The sequence below is a fragment of the Stenotrophomonas sp. S49 genome (assembly GCF_016624905.1).
Taxonomy (GTDB): domain Bacteria; phylum Pseudomonadota; class Gammaproteobacteria; order Xanthomonadales; family Xanthomonadaceae; genus Stenotrophomonas.
The window spans coordinates 13296-32104 of sequence record NZ_JACVUD010000005.1; the positions used below are offsets into that span (position 1 = coordinate 13296).

14 protein-coding genes and 1 pseudogene are annotated in these 18809 nt (G+C 66.1%); 6 read left to right on the forward strand and 9 right to left on the reverse strand.

The annotated features are described in order from the left end of the window. Nucleotides 1-4 precede the first annotated feature (4 nt). From atpG to IAE58_RS02065, 3 genes are read left to right on the forward strand one after another with little or no spacing between them, the layout of a single operon-like run. Nucleotides 5-868, forward strand: a complete 864-nt coding sequence (atpG, locus tag IAE58_RS02055; RefSeq protein ID WP_010481324.1) for a F0F1 ATP synthase subunit gamma — start codon at nucleotides 5-7, stop codon at nucleotides 866-868. A gap of 38 nt (nucleotides 869-906) precedes the next feature. Then, nucleotides 907-2313: a F0F1 ATP synthase subunit beta gene (atpD, locus tag IAE58_RS02060; RefSeq protein WP_108750369.1), complete on the forward strand. Its 1407-nt coding sequence runs from the start codon at nucleotides 907-909 to the stop codon at nucleotides 2311-2313. A gap of 2 nt (nucleotides 2314-2315) precedes the next feature. After that, complete coding sequence (locus IAE58_RS02065; RefSeq protein ID WP_005419509.1) at nucleotides 2316-2738, forward strand: F0F1 ATP synthase subunit epsilon; 423 nt, start codon at nucleotides 2316-2318, stop codon at nucleotides 2736-2738. Between the two features lie 274 nt (nucleotides 2739-3012). Here IAE58_RS02065 and IAE58_RS02070 read toward each other — a convergent pair whose 3' ends face one another. After that, nucleotides 3013-3399, reverse strand: coding sequence for a GtrA family protein (locus IAE58_RS02070; RefSeq protein ID WP_199934293.1), 387 nt, complete (start codon nucleotides 3397-3399; stop codon nucleotides 3013-3015). Nucleotides 3400-3480: 81 nt separating this feature from the next. Here IAE58_RS02070 and glmU point away from each other — a divergent pair, with 81 nt between their 5' ends. Further along, nucleotides 3481-4848 carry a bifunctional UDP-N-acetylglucosamine diphosphorylase/glucosamine-1-phosphate N-acetyltransferase GlmU gene (gene glmU / locus IAE58_RS02075; RefSeq protein ID WP_199934294.1) on the forward strand — a complete coding sequence of 456 codons (1368 nt, stop codon included), beginning with the start codon at nucleotides 3481-3483 and terminating at the stop codon, nucleotides 4846-4848. Next, on the forward strand, nucleotides 4817-5350 hold the full coding sequence (locus IAE58_RS02080) for a GNAT family N-acetyltransferase (RefSeq protein ID WP_199934295.1): 534 nt from the start codon (nucleotides 4817-4819) through the stop codon (nucleotides 5348-5350). The genes glmU and IAE58_RS02080 overlap by 32 nt, the downstream gene beginning before the upstream one ends. A gap of 144 nt (nucleotides 5351-5494) precedes the next feature. Here the strand turns inward: IAE58_RS02080 and IAE58_RS02085 are convergent, their stop codons facing one another. From IAE58_RS02085 to IAE58_RS02115, 7 genes and pseudogenes are all read right to left on the reverse strand, one after another. Continuing rightward, complete coding sequence (locus tag IAE58_RS02085) at nucleotides 5495-6856, reverse strand: ATP-binding protein (protein WP_199934296.1); 1362 nt, start codon at nucleotides 6854-6856, stop codon at nucleotides 5495-5497. 428 nt (nucleotides 6857-7284) lie between these two features. Further along, nucleotides 7285-8265 (reverse strand): annotated as a pseudogene (locus tag IAE58_RS02090) (sigma 54-interacting transcriptional regulator); the annotation flags it as partial. Nucleotides 8266-8299: 34 nt separating this feature from the next. Then, nucleotides 8300-8689, reverse strand: coding sequence for a PDZ domain-containing protein (locus IAE58_RS02095; RefSeq protein ID WP_199934297.1), 390 nt, complete (start codon nucleotides 8687-8689; stop codon nucleotides 8300-8302). A gap of 1 nt (nucleotide 8690) precedes the next feature. Continuing rightward, nucleotides 8691-9908, reverse strand: coding sequence for an FtsX-like permease family protein (locus IAE58_RS02100; RefSeq protein ID WP_199934298.1), 1218 nt, complete (start codon nucleotides 9906-9908; stop codon nucleotides 8691-8693). Nucleotides 9909-9928: 20 nt separating this feature from the next. Further along, nucleotides 9929-11230, reverse strand: a complete 1302-nt coding sequence (locus IAE58_RS02105) for an ABC transporter permease (RefSeq protein ID WP_199934299.1) — start codon at nucleotides 11228-11230, stop codon at nucleotides 9929-9931. Nucleotides 11231-11240: 10 nt separating this feature from the next. Next, nucleotides 11241-11963, reverse strand: coding sequence for an ABC transporter ATP-binding protein (locus IAE58_RS02110; protein ID WP_108757225.1), 723 nt, complete (start codon nucleotides 11961-11963; stop codon nucleotides 11241-11243). Between the two features lie 24 nt (nucleotides 11964-11987). After that, on the reverse strand, nucleotides 11988-13271 hold the full coding sequence (locus tag IAE58_RS02115; RefSeq protein ID WP_108754231.1) for an efflux RND transporter periplasmic adaptor subunit: 1284 nt from the start codon (nucleotides 13269-13271) through the stop codon (nucleotides 11988-11990). A 201-nt stretch (nucleotides 13272-13472) separates the two neighbouring features. Between IAE58_RS02115 and glmS the strand changes: the two genes are divergently transcribed. Further along, nucleotides 13473-15311: a glutamine--fructose-6-phosphate transaminase (isomerizing) gene (gene glmS / locus IAE58_RS02120; protein ID WP_108754230.1), complete on the forward strand. Its 1839-nt coding sequence runs from the start codon at nucleotides 13473-13475 to the stop codon at nucleotides 15309-15311. A gap of 35 nt (nucleotides 15312-15346) precedes the next feature. Here glmS and IAE58_RS02125 read toward each other — a convergent pair whose 3' ends face one another. Next, nucleotides 15347-18805, reverse strand: coding sequence for a non-ribosomal peptide synthetase (locus tag IAE58_RS02125; protein ID WP_199934300.1), 3459 nt, complete (start codon nucleotides 18803-18805; stop codon nucleotides 15347-15349). Between the last annotated feature and the right edge of the window lie 4 nt (nucleotides 18806-18809).

Genomic DNA, 18809 nt, shown 5'->3' on the forward strand with positions numbered 1-18809 from the left:
AGAGATGGCAAGCGGACGCGAAATCAAAACCAAGATCAAGAGCGTGCAGAACACCCGCAAGGTGACGCGCGCCCTGGAAATGGTCTCGGCCTCCAAGATCCGCAAGGCGCAGGATCGGATGAAGACCTCGCGTCCGTACGCGCAGGCGATGAAGCAGGTGATCGGCCACCTGGCCCAGGCCAGCACCGATTACCAGCATCCGTTCCTGGTCGAGCGTGAGCAGGTCAAGCGGGTCGGGTTCATCGTGATCTCCTCCGATCGCGGTCTGGCCGGCGGCCTGAACAACAACCTGTTCCGCAAGATGCTGGGCGAAGCCAAGGCATGGCAGGACAAGGGTGCCGAAGTGGACCTGGTGACCATCGGCCAGAAGGCATCGACCTTCTTCCGCCGCGTGAAGGTCAACATGGTCGGCAGCGTGACCCACATCGGCGACGTGCCGAAGCTGGAATCGCTGATCGGTGTGATCAAGGTCATGCTCGACGCCTTCACCGAAGGCAAGGTCGACCGCGTGTACCTGGTCTACAACCGCTTCGTGAACACCATGGTGCAGAAGGCCAGCTTCGATCAGCTGCTGCCGCTGCCGCCGGCTGAAAAGCAGGTCGCCCACCATGACTGGGACTACCTGTACGAACCCGATGCCGCGACCGTGCTGGAGCACGTGATGACGCGTTACATCGAATCGCTGGTGTACCAGGCACTGCTGGAAAACGTCGCCTCCGAACATGCCGCACGCATGGTCGCGATGAAGGCGGCGAGCGACAACGCCAACAAGCTGATCGGCACCCTGCAGCTCGTCTACAACAAGGCGCGCCAGGCAGCGATCACCCAGGAAATCTCCGAAATCGTCGGCGGCGCGGCAGCAGTCTGACCGCGTTCGTTCAAAGCACACATTTAGAGGATGCAGCAATGAGTCAGGGCAAGATCGTTCAGATCATCGGCGCGGTCGTCGACGTCGAATTCCCGCGTGAGTCGGTGCCGAAGGTGTACGACGCACTAAAGGTTGAAAACACCGAGATCACCCTCGAAGTCCAGCAGCAGCTGGGCGACGGCGTGGTGCGTACCATCGCCCTCGGTTCCACCGACGGCCTGAAGCGCAACCTGGTGGCCATCAACACCGACCGCGGCATCTCCGTGCCGGTCGGCGCTGGTACCCTGGGCCGCATCATGGACGTGCTGGGCCGTCCGATCGACGAAGCCGGCCCGGTGGCCGCCAGCGACAGCTGGGAAATCCACCGTGCGGCCCCGTCGTACGAAGACCAGTCCCCGGCTACCGAGCTGCTGGAAACCGGCATCAAGGTCATCGACCTGATGTGCCCGTTCGCCAAGGGCGGCAAGGTCGGCCTGTTCGGCGGCGCCGGCGTCGGCAAGACCGTCAACATGATGGAACTGATCAACAACATCGCCAAGGCGCACAGCGGTCTGTCCGTGTTCGCCGGCGTGGGTGAGCGTACCCGTGAGGGCAACGACTTCTACCACGAAATGAAGGACTCCAACGTCCTGGACAAGGTGGCGATGGTGTACGGCCAGATGAACGAGCCGCCGGGCAACCGTCTGCGCGTCGCCCTGACCGGCCTGACCATGGCCGAGTACTTCCGCGACGAGAAGGACGAAAACGGCAAGGGTAAGGACGTCCTGCTGTTCGTCGACAACATCTACCGCTACACCCTGGCCGGTACCGAAGTGTCGGCACTGCTGGGTCGTATGCCGTCCGCCGTGGGTTACCAGCCGACCCTGGCCGAGGAAATGGGCGTCCTGCAGGAACGCATCACCTCGACCAAGAACGGTTCGATCACCTCGATCCAGGCCGTCTACGTTCCCGCCGATGACTTGACCGACCCGTCGCCGGCGACCACCTTCGCCCACCTGGACTCGACCGTCACCCTGTCGCGTTCGATCGCCTCGCTGGGTATCTACCCGGCCGTCGATCCGCTGGATTCCACCAGCCGCCAGATGGACCCGCTGGTCATCGGCCATGAGCACTACGACACCGCCCAGCGCGTCCAGCAGACCCTGCAGAAGTACAAGGAACTGAAGGACATCATCGCCATCCTGGGCATGGACGAGCTGTCCGAAGAAGACAAGCAGGCCGTGTCGCGCGCCCGCAAGATCGAGCGCTTCTTCAGCCAGCCGTTCCACGTGGCCGAAGTGTTCACCGGTTCGCCGGGCAAGTACGTGCCGCTGAAGGACACCATCCGTGGCTTCAAGGCCATCGTCGATGGCGAGTACGACCACCTGCCGGAGCAGGCGTTCTACATGGTCGGCGGCATTGAAGAAGCGGTCGAGAAGGCCAAGAAGATGGCTGAGAAGGCCTGATCATGAGCACCATTCGTTGCGACATCGTCAGCGCTGAACAGGAAATCTTCCGTGGCGAAGCGACCCTGGTCGTGGCGACCGGTGAGCTGGGCGAGCTGGGCATTGCGCCCAAGCACGCCCCGCTGATCACCCGACTCAAGCCCGGCAAGGTCGTGGTCACCACGCCGAACGGCGAGCAGCTGGATTTCGCCATTTCCGGCGGCATCCTGGAAGTGCAGCCGCAGGTAGTGACCGTGCTGGCCGACACCGCCATCCGCGCACAGGACATCGACGAAGCCTCGGTCCGTAAGGCCAAGGAAGAAGCCGAGCGCATCCTGGCCAACCGTGGTGAAGCGATGGAAGTGGCCGAAGCCCAGCAGAAGCTGGCCGAAGCCGTGGTCCAGCTGCAGGCCCTGGAACGTCTGCGCAAGAACCTGAAGCACTGAGGTTCACCCGCAGCGCCCACGAAAACGCCGGCCCAGTGCCGGCGTTTTTGTTTGTGCGGGTAATGGGCCGAGGCCCGGTAGAGTCGAGCTTGCTCGACTGCTTTTCGAGCAATGGTCGGCGTAGAGTCGACCGTTGGTCGACTATCGCGCGCAGCGCTGGTTTTCAGCGGCATCCCGGAAGAGCAGTCGACCAACGGTCGACTCTACCGGGTAGGTTTTTCCATGACACCGGCGGGGTAGAGTCGACCGTTGGTCGACCACCGCGCGCGTCGCCTCAGCGGTACACCACAAACCGCATCAGCAGGAACGACACGCACGCCAACCCGCCTTCCACCAGCGGCTTGGCCACCCACGCGTACTGCAGCCCCAGCGCATGGTCGGCGGCGGCCACCAGCAGGGTGCTGGCGATCGTCATCAGCACCCACAGCGCCAGGAAGCGTGCGAACCGGCGCCAGCCCAGGCGCTGGCCGCCCTGTGCATCGGCGAAGGTGTAGCGCCCGTTGAGCCAGAACCCCAGCAGCATGCCACCCAGTCGCCCCACCACGTTGGCCGGCACCACCGGCATGCCCGCCGCCGTGCAGGCGACGAACAGCAGCCAGTCCAGCAGCAGCTGGGCCAGGCCGATCACGAGGTAGGCGGTGCCTTGGCGGAACAGGCTCATGGCGGACAACAATGGCGATGGATGCCCATGTTAACGGCCTGCGTTCTAGAATCGTCGGCAACGACCTACGGATAGCCGCCCATGACCCAACCCCTGCACGTGATCATCCTGGCCGCCGGCGCCGGCAAGCGCATGAAATCGGTGCTGCCCAAGGTGCTGCAGCCGATCGCCGGGCAGCCGATGCTGGCGCATGTGATCGCCACCGCGCGCGAGCTGCAGCCGGCGGCGATCCACGTGGTCTACGGTCATGGTGGCGATGCGGTCCGCCAGCGCTTCGCCGACCAGCCGGACCTGCTGTGGGCCGAGCAGGCGCAGCAGCTGGGCACCGGCCACGCCGTGGCCCAGGCCATGCCCGAAGTGCCCGACGCCGCGCAGGTGCTGGTGCTGTACGGCGATGTGCCGCTGATCCGTGCGCAGACCCTGCGTGACCTGCTGGCGCAGCCGGGCCGCCTGGCAGTGCTGGTGGCCGAGATGGACGACCCGACCGGCTACGGCCGCATCCTGCGCGATGCCGAGGGCAAGGTCGGCGCCATCGTCGAACAGAAGGATGCCGATGACGAGCAGCGCCGCATCCGCATCATCAACACCGGCATCATCACCGCCGAATCGACCGCGCTGCGGCGCTGGCTGTCGCAGCTGTCCAACCGCAACGCGCAGGGCGAGTACTACCTGACCGATGTGTTCGCCTTTGCGGCGCATGAGTTCACCCCGGCGGAGATGGCCCTGGTGGCCGACGCCCAGGAAGCCGAAGGCGCGAACGATCCCTGGCAGCTCTCGCAGCTGGAACGTGCGTGGCAGCGCCGCGCGGTGCGTGCACTGTGTACCCAGGGCGCGCGCGTGCTCGACCCGGCCCGCGTGGATGTACGCGGCCAGGTGACCGTGGGCAGCGACGTGCAGATCGACGTGGACGTGATCCTGGAAGGCACCGTGGTGCTGGCCGATGGCGTAAGCATCGGGCCGTTCACCCGCTTGAAGGACGTGACCCTGGGGCCGGGCACCGAGGTGCGCGCGCACTGCGATCTGGAAGGCGTGGTGAGCGAAGGCGCCGCACAGATCGGCCCGTTCGCGCGGCTGCGTCCGGGCACGGTGCTGGCCGATGGTGTGCACGTGGGCAACTTCGTGGAAACCAAGAAGGTCACCCTGGGCGTGGGCAGCAAGGCCAACCACCTGACCTATCTGGGCGATGCGGTGATCGGCAGCAAGGTGAACATCGGCGCCGGCACCATCACCTGCAACTACGACGGGGTGAACAAGTCGACCACGACCATCGGCGACAACGCCTTCATCGGTTCCAACAGTGCGCTGGTGGCACCGGTGCTGATCGGCGAAGGCGCCACCATTGCGGCGGGCTCGGTCATCACCCGCACCGCACCCGATGGCAAGCTGACCCTGGCGCGCGCACGACAGGAAACCATCGATGGCTGGAAGCGCCCGATCAGGAAGTCCTGAGCCACGTGTGCCGCACGCAGATGAGCTCGGCGTGCTACCAGGCATCGAACAGCGCGCCGGCGAGCTGCTGAAGGGCCATGATGCCTATCAGGTGTTTGCCGGGCATGGCCTGGATCTGCCTGCGCTACACGAAGGTCTGCGGCGCCGGCAGGTGTGGGTGGTGGATGCGGCCGACGGCGGAATCGCCGGTTACCTGCTGGCCGGTGAACTGGCAGGTGAGTTCCATGTGCTGCAGATGGATGTGGATCCCGCGCACGCGCGCCGGGGCCATGGACGTGCGCTGTTGCGCCACGCATTGGCGATGGCCAGGGCAGACGGCTATCCGGCAGCGGTACTGACCACGTTGAGCGATGTGCCGTGGAACGCGGCCTTCTACGCCAGCGAAGGATTCGTCACGGTGCCGGAAGCGGAATGTGGCGCCGGCCTGCAGGCCGTGATGGCCGAAGAGGCTGCGTTGGCGTTTCCGATGCATCTGCGGGTCGCGATGCGTAGGGTGCTGTAGCGGCCGACCTTGATCGGCCTATCCCCGCATAGCGTGGATCTACTGCCGCCGGCCATGGCCCTACGCCGGTAGATCCACGCCACGCGTGGATACGTCCAGGTCATCGGCCGTAGATCCACGCCATGCGTGGATACGTCCCCCCGTTCACCCCACCGGCAACAGGATCGACACGCACAGCCCGCCCTCGCCGCGGTTCTGCAATGACACCCGCCCGCCATGCGCTTCCACGATTTCCCGGGTCAGCGCCAGGCCCAGCCCGGTGCCGTTGCGCTTGGTGGAATAGAACGGCATCAGTGCGTTCTGCAGCACCTGCTCGTTCATGCCCTTGCCGCGGTCCAGCACATCCAGCCGCAGCCACTGCGGCAGGCGGGTCAGCTGCACCTGCACATCGTCGTTGGGCGGGTCGGCTTCGGCGCAGGCTTCATGCGCGTTCTTCAGCAGGTTCAACAACGCCTGGCCGAACTGGGCAATGTCGATGCGGCTGCTCAGGTCTTCGCTGGGCGGGTGGTCCATGGTGAACGGAATCTGCTGGCCCAGGCTGGCCAGGAACGGCGCCCAGTGCACGGTCTGCAGCTGCGGCTGCGGCAGCTTGGCAAAGCGCGCGTAGCCGCGGATGAAGCCTTCCAGGTGGCGTGCGCGGTCTTCGATGGTGCTGAAGATCTCGGGCAGGCGGTCGAAACGCTCGCGCTTCACCAGCTCGCCGCCGGAATGGGCCAGCGAGGCGATCGGCGCCAGCGAGTTGTTCAACTCATGGCTGATCACCCGGATCACCTTCTTCCAGGTCTGCACTTCCTGCCGCCGCAGTTCGGCGGTCAGCAGCCGCACCAGCAGCAGATCGTGCGGGCGGCCGTTCAGATGGAACGCGCGCCGCGACAGGTGGTAAACCTGTTCGTCGTCCTCGTCCACTTCGGTACCGTCGTCCACGTCCGGGCGCACTGCGAACAGGCTGTCGCCGCCGCGCTCGATGGCATCGCGCAGCTCCACCGGCATCTGCTGCAGCACATCCTGCAGCCGCTGTCCTTCCAGCTTCCAGCCACCGTGCAGCAGCTTGCGTGCGGCCAGGTTGGAAAACACCACGCGCGCAATGCCATCGCCACCGGCGGCGATCAGCAGCATGGCCACCGGCGTGTTCTGCACCATGGTGTCCAGCAGCAGCTCGCGCTGCACCAGGCCCTGGCGCTGTTCGCGCAGCACATCGCCCAGTTCGCGGTGGGCCTGCACCAGGTCACCCAACTCGTCATTGCCGGGCCAATGCACGCTGAAGTTGTATTCGCCGTCGCGATAGCTGCTGGTGGTGCCGGCCAATGCCCGCATCAGCGATCGCACCGGTGCGGTGGCACGGCGCAGCGCCCACCACATCAGCGCCAGCAGCAGCACGGTGGAAACCAGGGTGACCGCCCAGCCGTGGTCCAGCCAGTAGGCCAGCAACCACGGCAATGCCGCAGCCAGTGCCAGCACCGGCAGCAGGCGCAGGAACAGGCGGAAGGTGAACGAGCGCCGCTTCATTCGCGCGGAATGCCGTGGCGATCCATGCGGCGATACAACGCCTGCCGGCTCAACCCCAGTTCCGCGGCCGCCTGCGCGATCACCCCGTGGTTGCGTGCAAGCACATCTTCAATACGCGCGCGGTCGGGGTCATTGCCGGCGCTCGGCGCGGGGCGTGCTGCAGCCGGCGCACGCGGCAGGTTCAGGTCGGTCACCTCGATGCGCGGGCCACTGGCCAGCAGTTCGGCGCGCTGGATCACATTGCGCAGTTCGCGCACGTTGCCGGGCCACGGGTGGCGCTGCAGCGCGGCGGCGGCGGCGCTTGACAGCGGCTTGCCAGCGGCCAGGAAGCGCTCGGCCAGCGGCAGGATGTCACCGGGACGCTCGGCCAGCGGCGGCAGTGCCAGCTCCACGGTGTTCAAGCGGTAATACAGATCTTCGCGGAAGCTGCCGTCGCGGATCATCGCCGGCAGGTCCGCATTGGTCGCGCTGACCACGCGCACCTTGACCTGCCGCTCGCGGTTGGAGCCCAGGCGCTCGAAGCGGCCAGTTTCCAGCACGCGCAGCAGTTTCATCTGCCCGCCCAGGGATAGGTTGCCAATCTCATCCAGGAACAGCGTGCCGCCGTCGGCCGCTTCGAACTTGCCCTCGCGCGCCTTGTTGGCACCGGTATAGGCACCGGCCTCGGCGCCGAACAGTTCGGCTTCGATCAGTTCCGAGGGCAGCGCGCCGCAGTTCACCGCCACGAACGGGCCCTTGGCCGCCAGTGAATTGGCCTGGATGATCTGCGCGATCTTTTCCTTGCCGGCGCCGTTGGGGCCGGTGATCAGCACCGGCAGTTCTGAGCGTGCCACCTGGCAGGCCAGGGCGATGATGCGCTCGCTGGCTGGATCGGCGAACACCGCATCACACAGCTCGTACTTGGTTTCCAGCGCCGTGCGCTGGCGCTGTTCGCGGGCGCGGCGCTGGTCCAGCTCGCGGCGCGCCTCGGACAGCTCCAGCAGGTTGTTCACCGTGGTCAGCAGCTTGCGGTCATCCCACGGCTTGGCCAGGTAGTCGGCGGCACCGGCCTTCACCAGGTCCACCGCACTGCTCAGGTGGGTCCAGGCGGTCAGCAGGATGACCGGCAGATCGGGGTGGCGCGCTCGGATCTGCGCGAACAGTGCTTCGCCTTCCTCACCGGACGTGGTGTCCTCGGTGAAGTTCATGTCCTGGATCACCAGATCCACTGGCTGCGATTCCAGCAGGGCCAGCCCTTCGGCCGGGCTCTGCGCCTGCAGGGTGTCGATGTCATGCAGGGAAAACAGCACGTCCAACGCAGTGGCTACGCTGGCGTTGTCGTCGATGATCAGGATCGCAGGCATGGACGCATTCTGGAGAAGGGATGGGTGGCGCCGAGAGAGCCGTGACCGGCGCCACCCATCAAGCATAGCCAAACCCGTGGCTGCGCAGGGGGCCGGGAGGTCAGTGCGGCGGTGGCGGGGGCGGCGGCGCTGGCGGCGGTACCAGCACCGCCTTCCAGGTCGCCACGCTGACCGCCTGGCTGAGCGTGCGGCCGTCGCGGCGCAGCAGCAGGTACACCTGTTGTCTGCCCGCCGAATCTGCGCGGCGAAGGGCGGTGGCAAGCGCATCGATCTGGCGGACCGGCGTGTCGTCCACGCGCAGGATGCGGTCGCCCCGGCGCACGCCGAAGCGTGCCTCGGGACGCACTGCCTGCACGTCCACCTGTCCTTCGGTGGAGCGCAGCGCCAGCTGCGCGCCATCCTGCTGCCAGTTCATCGTCTGCACCGTGCTGCTGCCGGCAAGCGCCGGCAACGGCAGGACCAATGCGAGGGCCAGAACCAGGGTGCGCATCTCACGCCCCCCGGGTGGCCACCGCCGGCGGCACCGCAGCGGCACGCCGGGCCGGGCCGAACACCGCGATCTGGCCCAGCACCCACAGCAGCAGCGCGCCCAGCGGCAGGTACAGCAGCGGCATGCGCGGCAGCTCGTACATGTTCATCAGGGCCAGGTTGATGGCGTAGGCCGCCAGCATGCCCAGCACGATGCCCAGGGTGGCCAGCAGGAAGTTCTCGGTCTGGAAGTAGCGCAGGATCTGCCCGCGGGTGGCACCCAGCGCACGGCGGATGCCGATCTGCTTGCTGCGCTGCTGCACCCAGAAGCTGGCCAGGCCGACGATGCCCAGGGCCGTGACCACCAGCAGCGCCACGCACACCGTCACCAGCAGGCCGACCATGGCGCGGTCGTTGCTGAAGTACTTCTGGCGCTGTTCTTCATAGGTCAGCTTGTCGCGCATCAGGCGGTTGGGATCGTTGCGTTCCAGTGCAGCCACCGCGGCCTTCAGTACCTCGTCGCGGCGTTCCGGTGCGGTGCGCAGCATGTAGGTGCCGCCTTCGTCGAAGCCACGGCGCAGCGGCATCAGCATCGATTCGGACCAGTTGTTGGCCCAGCCGGTTGGGGTGGTGAGCGTATCGACGATGCCGATCACATGCAGCGGCTGCTTGCCCATGTAGTAGGTCTTGCCCAGCGCATTGCCGTTGGGTTCCATCTTCGCGGCGGTGGCCTGGGTGAAGATCACCGGGATCGCCTTGTCCTGCGAACCGGCCTTGCTGACCACTTCATAGTCCCGGTATTCGTCGGGCTGGAAGTCACGCCCGGCGATCACGTTGATGCCCATCGTGCGGATGCCGTCTTCGGACATCGTGTACATCGATGCTTCGGTGGTCGGCTGTTCCTGGTCCTGCTGGCGCTGGATGCTGCTGCTTGAAGAACCGCTGCGGAAGGGGAGCTGGTTGATGATGGTGGCGCTGGTGACGCCGGGAATGGCGCGCAGCGAGGCCAGGTCTTCGCGGGTGCGGGCCAGGCCGTTGGTCTGCTTGCCGATGCCGCTCACGCGCACCATTACCAGTTCGTTCTCGGCGATGCCGCTGGGCATGCTGATCTTTTCCACGCGCTGGCTGACCAGGAACAGCGCATTGCAGACGATGGCGCAGGTCAGGGCGACTTCCAGCACGATCAGGGCGGCAGCGGTCTTGTGCCGGCGCAGGGTGCTGAGGATGGGGCGGATGTCCATCGGAGTCCTCGTTCGGGTGCTTACTGCGACTTGAGCTGGATGGCCGGGGTGACCTGCATCGCGCGCCAGGCGGGCAGGAAGCCGGCAGCAAGGCTGGCAAACAGGGTCAGGCCGATGGCCAGCAGCAGCATGCTGCCGTCCAGGTGGGCCAGCTTGGCGTAGTCCACCGGCTGCTGGCGCACCGCGAACAGGCCGAGCAGGGCCACGCCGATGCCGAGCACGCCGCCGACCACGCCCACCGCACCGGCTTCCACCAGGCATTGCAGGAAGATCTGCCCGCGGCTGGCGCCCAGCGCACGGCGCACGCCGATTTCGCCGCTGCGGCGCAGGAACTTGGCCAGCAGCAGGCCCACCGTGTTGACCAGGCACACGCCCAGGAAGCCAAGCGCCAGCCACAGCTGCAGGCGCACATCGCTGGGCACCGCGCCGTTGAAGTCCAGCCACTCCATCACGTTGCGCAGGCGCACATTCGGCGGGCGCTCGAAGCGGCCGGCCTCACGCTGCTGGCTGGAGTAGTTTTCCAGGTAGCGGCGGTAGTCGTCGGCCTTTTCCGGCGGCACTTCGGCCCAGTACTGCAGCCAGGTGCAGGGCGCGTTCAACGAATAGCTGTTGCCGTCCGGGTTCTCGCCGAAGCAGTTCATGTTGCCGCTGCTGCCCAGCTTCATGTCGAAGGAGGTGGTGACCGGCAGCAGCAGATCCTCATCCTTGCCGTAGCTGCCGGTGGTCAGGTCGAAGAACTGCGGTTCGGGATTCCATTCCTTCATCACGCCCACGATGCGGAAGCTCTGGCCATCCATGCGGATGTCCTTGCCCACGCTGTTGCCGCCTTGGTACAGCTTGTCGTTCAGCGCCTTGGAGATGACCACCACGCGCGCGCGGCCCTCATCGTCCTGGCGGGTCCAGGGGCGGCCGTACTGCATGGGCACGTTGAACATCGGGAAGAAGTCGGCCGAGGTCCAGCGCGTATCGATCGTGAACGGCTGCAGGGTGCTGCTGTCCGGTTCGATGGTACCGCCGCCGGCGCTCATCAACGCCTGGCGTTCGGCCTTGGCTTCGCGCAGCAGGGCCTCGCCGTCGAAGCGGGTCATCTGCGAATTGGGTTCTTCGCCGGGCACGTAGCCACCGCGCGGACCCGGGTCCAGCTGCACGTAGAACAGGCGATCGCTCTTGTCCGGAATCGGATCGCCGGAGAGCACATGGAAGACGGTCAGGGTGGTCATCGAGGCACCGATGCCCAGCGCGATGGCCACCACCATCAGCGCGGTCAGCACCTTGTTGCGGCGGAAGCTGCGCGTCGCCAGGCGGGCGTAGTAGGCGAACATGGTCAGGCCCTCACTCGTTCACGGCAACGATGCGGCGCGGCGTGGCCAGCACCGGCTCACGCACCAGGTCGGTCACCTGGCCATCGACGATGTGTACGTTGCGCTGCGCGCGTGCGGCCAGTTCCGGGTCATGGGTGACCATGACGATGGTGGTGCCGGCGGCGTTGATCTCTTCCAGCAGCTCCATCACACCACGTGCCATCTGCGTGTCCAGGTTGCCGGTCGGTTCGTCGGCCAGCAGCAGGCGCGGGCTGCCGGCCAGGGCACGGGCAATGGCCGCGCGCTGCTGCTGGCCGCCGGAAAGTTCGTTGGGGTAGTGCTTCATGCGCGAGCCCAGGCCGACCTGGGTCAGCGCCTTCTCGATGCGCTCGCGGCGCTCGTTGGCGCTCATTTTGCGGTAGCGCAGCGGCACATCCACGTTGTCGAACAGGTTCAGGTCAGGAATCAGGTTGAAGCCCTGGAAGATGAAGCCGATCTTCTGGTTGCGCAGGCGGCTGCGCGCATCATCGCCCAGCGTGCTAACGTCCTGGCCATCGAGCAGGTAGGTGCCGCTGGTGAAGGTTTCCAGCAGGCCGGCAATGTTGAGGAAGGTGGTCTTGCCGGAGCCGGACGGGCCGGTCACGGCCACGAATTCGCCTTCCTTCACCTGCAGTTCCAGCGAGCGCAGTGCGTGGGTTTCCACCTGTTCGGTGCGGAAGACCTTGGCGACCGAACGCATTTCGAGCATGTACATGGGGTGTCCTCTCTCCAGGATGTGTCAGTTGACGGAGACGCGTTCGGCGTCCTTGAACAGGTCGCTGCCGGAGACCACGATGCGGTCGCCCGGCTGCACACCCGACTTGATTTCCACTTCGCCCAGGCTGCTGACGCCCAGTTCCACCGGCCGGCGCACCGCAGTGCGGCCGTCCATTACATAGGCCACGCCGTTGCCCTGTTCCACGAACGGGCCACGCTCGACCTTCATCACGTTCCGGCGCGTATCCAGCAGCACGCGCACCGACATGCGCTGGCTCTGGCGCAGGCCTTCGGGCTGTGCGGCGGCAAAGCGCACGCGGGCATTCACTTCACCGTTCACCACCTCCGGCGAGACGGCGCTGATCTCGCCGGCGAACGGCTTGCCGTTGCCGCCGGTCAGCTGCGCCGGCATGCCGATGGCCAGGTCGCGGGCGAAGCTTTCCGGCACCTTGATCTCCACTTCGAACTTGGACAGGTCCACCACGCCCAGCACCGGCGCGTTGGCCGCCAGGTTGGTGGCCTGGGTGGCCTGCACCTGGCCCACCTGGCCATCGAACGGGGCGCGCAGGGTCAGTGCGTCCACCTGGCGCTGCACTTCGGCCACCACCGCCTTCTGGCGGTCGGCCAGCAGGCGCTTGTTGCGCGCATCCAGGTCGGCGCCCTGGCTCTGCAGGCGGGCGTCGGTGGTGGCGTTGGCCAGGGTGATGTCGGCCTTCTTCAGGCTGTCCTGGGCCTTGGCCAGGTCGATCTGCGGCACCGCGCCGCCGTCGTAGCCGCGCTGGTAGCGCTGCAGGTCGCGGTCGGCGGCCTGCCGTTCGATGCTGGCCTGGTCGGTTTCCTTGCGCGACTTGGCGCGGGCCAGGGTGGCGTCCAGCGCGGCGCGGCTGGCTTCGGCTTCCAGGCCGGCCAGGGTGGCCTGTTCCTGGGCCAGCTTGCTGCGCAGTTCCGGGCTGTCGATGATCGCCAGCTCCTGGCCCTTCTTCACCACGTCACCGGCCACCACCTTCAGGTCCACGGTGCCGGCCGAGATGGCGTACAGGGTGGGGCTGTTGGCGGCGATCACGCGGCCGTCGGCGGCGATGTCGCGCACCAGGTCGCCGCGCTGCACTTCGGCAATGCGCACCCGGCTGCTGTCGAACGAGCGGCTGGCATTGGACCAGGCATGCACCGCCCAGCCGATGGCGGCCAGCAGGGCAAGCCCGCCCAGCACCGGCCAACGGTAACGGCGCAGGGCGGCGCCCGAGCGGGAGGTGCCGGCCGGGGCGGAGGAAACGATCTGGTCCTGGGCAGAGGTGTCGCGGATCATCGGGTGCGTGCCTGTCGGTGGTAGCCCATACCAAGCACGTCGCGTGCCAACTTTTTGGTGTTATGAATCAGTGATTTAGCGGCCGGCGGTCGGTGTCCGGGTGTCCGCGGACACTTCAGCGGACACATTCATTAAGCGGACAGGCGGGGGAGGGCGGACACCCACGCTAGAATGCCGACACCGTCTTCAAGGAAACGCGACATGTGTGGAATCGTAGGTGCGATCGCTGATCGCGATGTGGTGCCGGTACTGATCGAAGGACTGAAACGACTGGAATACCGCGGCTACGATTCTTCCGGTATTGCGGTGATCGACCAGGGCGAGCGCCCGGACGTGCGCCGCGTGCGCCGCACCGGCCGTGTTTCGGAAATGGCCACCGCCGCCGAGGCCGAGGGCTTCAACGCCAGCCTGGGCATCGGCCACACCCGCTGGGCCACCCATGGCGGGGTGACCGAGGCCAATGCGCACCCGCACATCAGCCACGGCGTGGCGCTGGTGCACAACGGCATCATCGAAAACCACGAAGAGCAGCGCGAGAAGCTGCGCGCGCTGGGCTACACCTTCGAGTCGCAGACCGACACCGAAGTGATCGCGCACCTGATGCACCACCACCTGAAGGGCGGCGACAGCCTGCTGGGCGCGCTGCAGCGCACGGTGAAGGAGCTGACCGGCGCCTACGCCCTGGCTGTGGTCAGCCGCGCCGAGCCGGACCACTTCGTCTGCGCGCGCATGGGCTGCCCGCTGCTGGTGGGCCTGGGCGAGGGCGAGAACTTCGTCGCGTCCGATGTCTCGGCCGTGATCTCGGCCACGCGCAAGGTCATCTTCCTGGAAGAGGGCGACACCGCCGATATCCGCCGTGATGGCGTGCAGGTGTTCGACGAACACGACCAGCCGGTGCAGCGCGACACCCATCTTTCCGATGTGTCGCTGGCCTCGCTGGAACTGGGCCCGTACCGCCACTTCATGCAGAAGGAAATCCACGAGCAGCCGCGCGCGCTGGGTGACACCATTGAAGCGGCGATCGACGCCGGTGGTTTCCCGGCCGAGCTGTTCGGCAAGAATGCCGAGGCCGTGCTGGCTGGCATTGAAGGCGTGCAGATCCTGGCCTGCGGTACCAGCTACTACTCCGGTCTGACCGCGCGTTACTGGATCGAATCCATCGCCGGCCTGCCGTGCAGCGTGGAAATTGCCAGCGAGTACCGCTACCGCGCCGCGTATGCCAATCCCAAGCACCTGATCGTGACCATTTCCCAGTCCGGCGAAACGCTGGATACGATGGAAGCGCTGAAGTACGCCAAGTCGCTGGGCCACACCCACACGCTGTCGATCTGCAACGTGCCGGAAAGCGCGATTCCGCGCGCCAGCGAACTGGTCTGCTACACCCGTGCCGGTGCCGAGATCGGCGTGGCCTCCACCAAGGCCTTCACCACCCAGCTGGCCGCGCTGTTCCAGCTGACCGTGGTGCTGGGCAAGCTGCATGGCCGGGTGGATGCAGCGCAGGAAGCGGAATACCTGGAACAGCTGCGTTTCCTGCCGGGCAGCGTGCAGCACGCCCTGAACATGGAACCGCAGATCGCCGCCTGGGCCGAGCGCTTCGCGCGCAAGAGCAGCGCGCTGTTCCTGGGCCGTGGCCTGCATTACCCGATCGCACTGGAAGGCGCGCTCAAGCTGAAGGAAATCACCTATATCCACGCCGAGGCCTACCCGGCCGGTGAGCTGAAGCACGGCCCGCTGGCGCTGGTGGACGAAGACATGCCGGTGGTGGTGATCGCGCCCAACGACAGCCTGCTGGAAAAGGTGAAGTCGAACATGCAGGAAGTGCGCGCGCGTGGCGGCGAACTGTTCGTGTTCGCCGACCAGGACAGCAACTTCAACGAGTCCGAAGGCGTGCACGTGATCCGCACCCCGCGCCATGCCGGCGTGCTCAGCCCGGTGGTGCACACCATTCCGGTGCAGCTGCTGGCCTACCACACCGCGCTGGCACGCGGCACCGACGTGGACAAGCCGCGCAACCTGGCCAAGAGCGTTACGGTGGAATAAGCCGCACTGCGCTGGCCGCCTCTGGCCAGCGCAGGTCAGTGCGCAGGAGGTGCGTCCAGCAGTTGCTGTAGTGCCTCCTCGTCCATTCTGGCGTAGTCATCGTCAATGTCGGACGTGGCTAGGCGAAGGCTGTCCACGGCGTCTGCGAAGTTGCGCAGCACCGGATGGTCGAAGAGTACGGAAACAGGAATGTCGACTCCGTACGTTTCGCGCAGATGCGCCTGCTGGCGCATGGCCGTAAGCGAGTGGCCGCCGATGGTGAAGAAGTTGTCTTCGCGCCCAACATGGGGCACTCCCACCAGCGCCGCCCAGAGTGCCGCCAGGGCGATTTCAGTTGCCCCTTGCGGTGGCGTTCGGCTGGTGGTTGCGACGTCGGCAGGCGGAATCGGCAGGCACGCGCGGTCGAGCTTTCCGTTGGCATTCAACGGCAACTGTTGCAGCCGCTGAATCGAGGCAGGGAACATGTAGGCGGGCAGTGAATCCAGCGCTGCCGTTCGGACTTCGGCCGGATCGGCCGTTCCGGTGAAGTAGGCCAGGATACGGCCCCCTCCGCTGTCGGGTTGCCACACCACGGCAGCCCCATCAACGCCGCTGATGCGGCGCAGGATGTGTTCGATCTCGCCGGGTTCGATGCGGTGGCCACGGACCTTGATCTGGCTGTCGTTGCGCCCGTGGAAGCGCAGGATGCCATCGTTGTCCCAGCGACCCAGGTCCCCGCTGCGATACATGCGTGCACCAGGTGTGGTGTCGAACGGATCGGGCACGAAACGTGCCGCAGTCAATGCGGGTTGATTGAGGTAGCCGCGCGCCACACTGGCACCGCCAATGTGGATCTCTCCGACCATGCCCGGCGGCAACGGCCTGCCCTGCGGATCGAGCACGTACAGATTCGTGCGGCGGATCGGCCGGCCGAGAACGGGGGCGGGCTGGTCATGACTGATCGGATGCAGGGTTACCGCGACGGTGCATTCAGTGGGGCCGTAGACATTGAAGAAGCGGATGCTCTGACTGGTCAGCAGGCGTGACCACAATGCGGGGGGGATCGCTTCACCGCCCAGCAGGACCCGCCCTGGCCGGTGCGGAGCGCCCACCGTGCCAGCCAATGACGCAGGTTGGGCGGGGTCGAGCAGCCCGGCTGCAAGCAGCGGTTCCAGCTGCGAAGGAGTGCAGTCGAAGATGTCGATCTGCTCCTGTTCTAGATAGCGCAGCAGCGCCTGGCCATCCATGCGTTCGGCGGAGGGGAGAACGTGGATGCAATGGCCTGACAGGAGTTGCAGCACCGCCATCAGGGACATGTCAAACGACGCCGATGCGTTCAATGCAACGCGGGTACCCGCCGCGCAGCCGTGGTGGGTGGACGTTGCCATGGCTGCATGGAAGTTGATCGCAGAGCGGTGCTCGACCATGACGCCTTTGGGACGGCCTGTGGAGCCGGACGTATGGATCACGTAAGCCAGGCTCGACGGCCCAAGACCTCCTGGAGTGGGCGGAACGGGCAGATGATCCTGCGAGGGGTCCTCGGAGATGCAGTCCAGTGCAGCAACCGGGCCGTCGTAGTGGAAGGGCAGAGTGTCTTGGTCTGTCTGGCTGAGAATCAGCAGCGGCTGACAATCGGCGACAATGGCGGCCAGGCGCTGGTGGGGATGGTCAGGGTCGAGGGGAACATAGGCCGCCCCGGATTTGAGAATGCCAAGGATGCCGGCGATCTGGTTGGCGGTCCGGCCCGCATGCAGCGCGATCCGATCATCCGGGCGGATCCCGTGGAGTGCGATATGGCGGGCGATGCGCTGTGCGCGCCGGTCCAGCTCGGCATAGGTCAGGCTCGCCTCGGCGGAGACCACGGCACAGGCATCCGGGCGAGCCGCTACCTGTGCCTCGAACAGCTGATGCAGAAGCGGTTCGCCTTTCTCCGATGCAGTGACCTGGTCAAGGCGTTCCTGCTCACCACGTGCGATGCAGGGCGAGGGCAAGGGGAGGTCGACCAGCGGCGTCAGTGGATCCGCCGCAATGCCATCGAGCAGCACACGATAGGCGCTTGCCCAGGCCGCTGCGGTATCGGCTTCAAACAGATCCGCGTCGTAGATGAAACTGCCGCAAAGGCCGTCGTCATCGGGTGTCCAGGCGCACTCGAGATCGAACTTGGCCTCTGCGGGCGGCGACAGTGGCTCCATGCGCAGTCCTGGAATTTCCAATGCCGAACGCGGGGTGTTCTGCAGCGAGAACATCACCTGGAACAATGGCGTGTGGGCCCGGCTGCGCTCGGGCTGCAGGGCGTCTACAAGGCGCTCGAAAGGTAGTTCCTGGTGAGCGTAGGCACCTAGCGCCGTATCGCGGACCTGGTGAAGGAACGCGACAAAAGGAAGGTTTCCGTCGATCCGGCTGCGCAGTACAAGCGTGTTGATGAAACAACCGATCAGGCCTTCAAACTCCGGCCGGGAGCGGCCGGAAACCGGCGTGCCGACACTGATGTCGGTGTCGCCCGAGCACCGGTACAGCAGTGTCTTGAACGCTGCCAGCAATACCATGTACAGGGTGGCGCCGTGGCTGCGCGCGAGGTCTGCCAGACGCCCGGTCGCTGCGGGCGAAAGGTCGAGCGGTACGCGGCCGCCCCGGTGTTGGCGTACGGCAGGCCGCGCATGGTCCTGTGGCAGGTTCATCGTCGCAGGCGCACCATCCAGCTGGGCACGCCAGTAGTCCAGCAGCAGGCGTGTGGTGGCATCGTCGAGGTGGTGCCTCTGCCATCGCGCAAAGTCTGCATACTGCAGCGCAGGTGCAGGCAGCGCGGTTGCTGCATTGCCGCGGTCATGGGCATGCAGGGGAAGCAGCACCCTGGCTTCATCCAGCAGTACGCCCATCGACCAGCCATCAAAGATGATGTGATGCACTGTCAGCAGCAGTACATGCGTCTGCGGGCCCAGCATCAACAGGCGTGCCCGCAGCAGTGGGCCACGCTGCAGATTGAACGGCTGGCGGGACTCGGCAAGCATGCAGGCCTGGAGGTGCACCTCCCTTTCCGCGAAGGGGAGCCCGCTGATGTCCTCACACTGCACCGGAACAGGCATGCGTGCGTGCACGATCTGTATCAGTCCGTGGTCATGCTGTGCGAACGTGGTGCGCAGGATGGCATGGCGCTCGGCGAGGGCATCGAGGAGGAACTGGATCTGCTCGGCCAACGGTCCTTCGCCCGTCAATCGAAACGCCAGGGGAATGGCGTAGGCACCGGCATTGGCATCGAACTGGTGCAGGAACCAGAACCGCTGCTGCGGGAAGGAAGCAGGTGGCGGGCCGCCCTCGCTGGAGGGCAGGGCAACGGCGGCAGCGGCGGGCCTACTGCGGCCGGCCAATGCCGTGGTGAGCGCGTCCCGATGGCGGGTAATCAGGCTGCGCAGTGCATCGTCCAGTACACCCGGCGGCGCCTTGGCCTGCAGTACACCGTCCGCGCGCAGAGAGAGGGTGACGCCGGCTTCGGCGAGCGTACGCAGGATGTCGTTCATCAGG

Bases quoted from the DNA above. Each gene is read 5' to 3' on its own strand.
- atpG (WP_010481324.1), top strand. From the start codon at position 5: ATGGCAAGCGGACGCGAAATCAAAACCAAGATCAAGAGCGTGCAGAAC.
- atpD (WP_108750369.1), top strand. From the start codon at position 907: ATGAGTCAGGGCAAGATCGTTCAGATCATCGGCGCGGTCGTCGACGTC.
- IAE58_RS02065 (WP_005419509.1), top strand. From the start codon at position 2,316: ATGAGCACCATTCGTTGCGACATCGTCAGCGCTGAACAGGAAATCTTC.
- IAE58_RS02070 (WP_199934293.1), bottom strand. From the start codon at position 3,399: ATGAGCCTGTTCCGCCAAGGCACCGCCTACCTCGTGATCGGCCTGGCC.
- glmU (WP_199934294.1), top strand. From the start codon at position 3,481: ATGACCCAACCCCTGCACGTGATCATCCTGGCCGCCGGCGCCGGCAAG.
- IAE58_RS02080 (WP_199934295.1), top strand. From the start codon at position 4,817: ATGGCTGGAAGCGCCCGATCAGGAAGTCCTGAGCCACGTGTGCCGCAC.
- IAE58_RS02085 (WP_199934296.1), bottom strand. From the start codon at position 6,856: ATGAAGCGGCGCTCGTTCACCTTCCGCCTGTTCCTGCGCCTGCTGCCG.
- IAE58_RS02095 (WP_199934297.1), bottom strand. From the start codon at position 8,689: ATGCGCACCCTGGTTCTGGCCCTCGCATTGGTCCTGCCGTTGCCGGCG.
- IAE58_RS02100 (WP_199934298.1), bottom strand. From the start codon at position 9,908: ATGGACATCCGCCCCATCCTCAGCACCCTGCGCCGGCACAAGACCGCT.
- IAE58_RS02105 (WP_199934299.1), bottom strand. From the start codon at position 11,230: ATGTTCGCCTACTACGCCCGCCTGGCGACGCGCAGCTTCCGCCGCAAC.
- IAE58_RS02110 (WP_108757225.1), bottom strand. From the start codon at position 11,963: ATGTACATGCTCGAAATGCGTTCGGTCGCCAAGGTCTTCCGCACCGAA.
- IAE58_RS02115 (WP_108754231.1), bottom strand. From the start codon at position 13,271: ATGATCCGCGACACCTCTGCCCAGGACCAGATCGTTTCCTCCGCCCCG.
- glmS (WP_108754230.1), top strand. From the start codon at position 13,473: ATGTGTGGAATCGTAGGTGCGATCGCTGATCGCGATGTGGTGCCGGTA.
- IAE58_RS02125 (WP_199934300.1), bottom strand. From the start codon at position 18,805: ATGAACGACATCCTGCGTACGCTCGCCGAAGCCGGCGTCACCCTCTCT.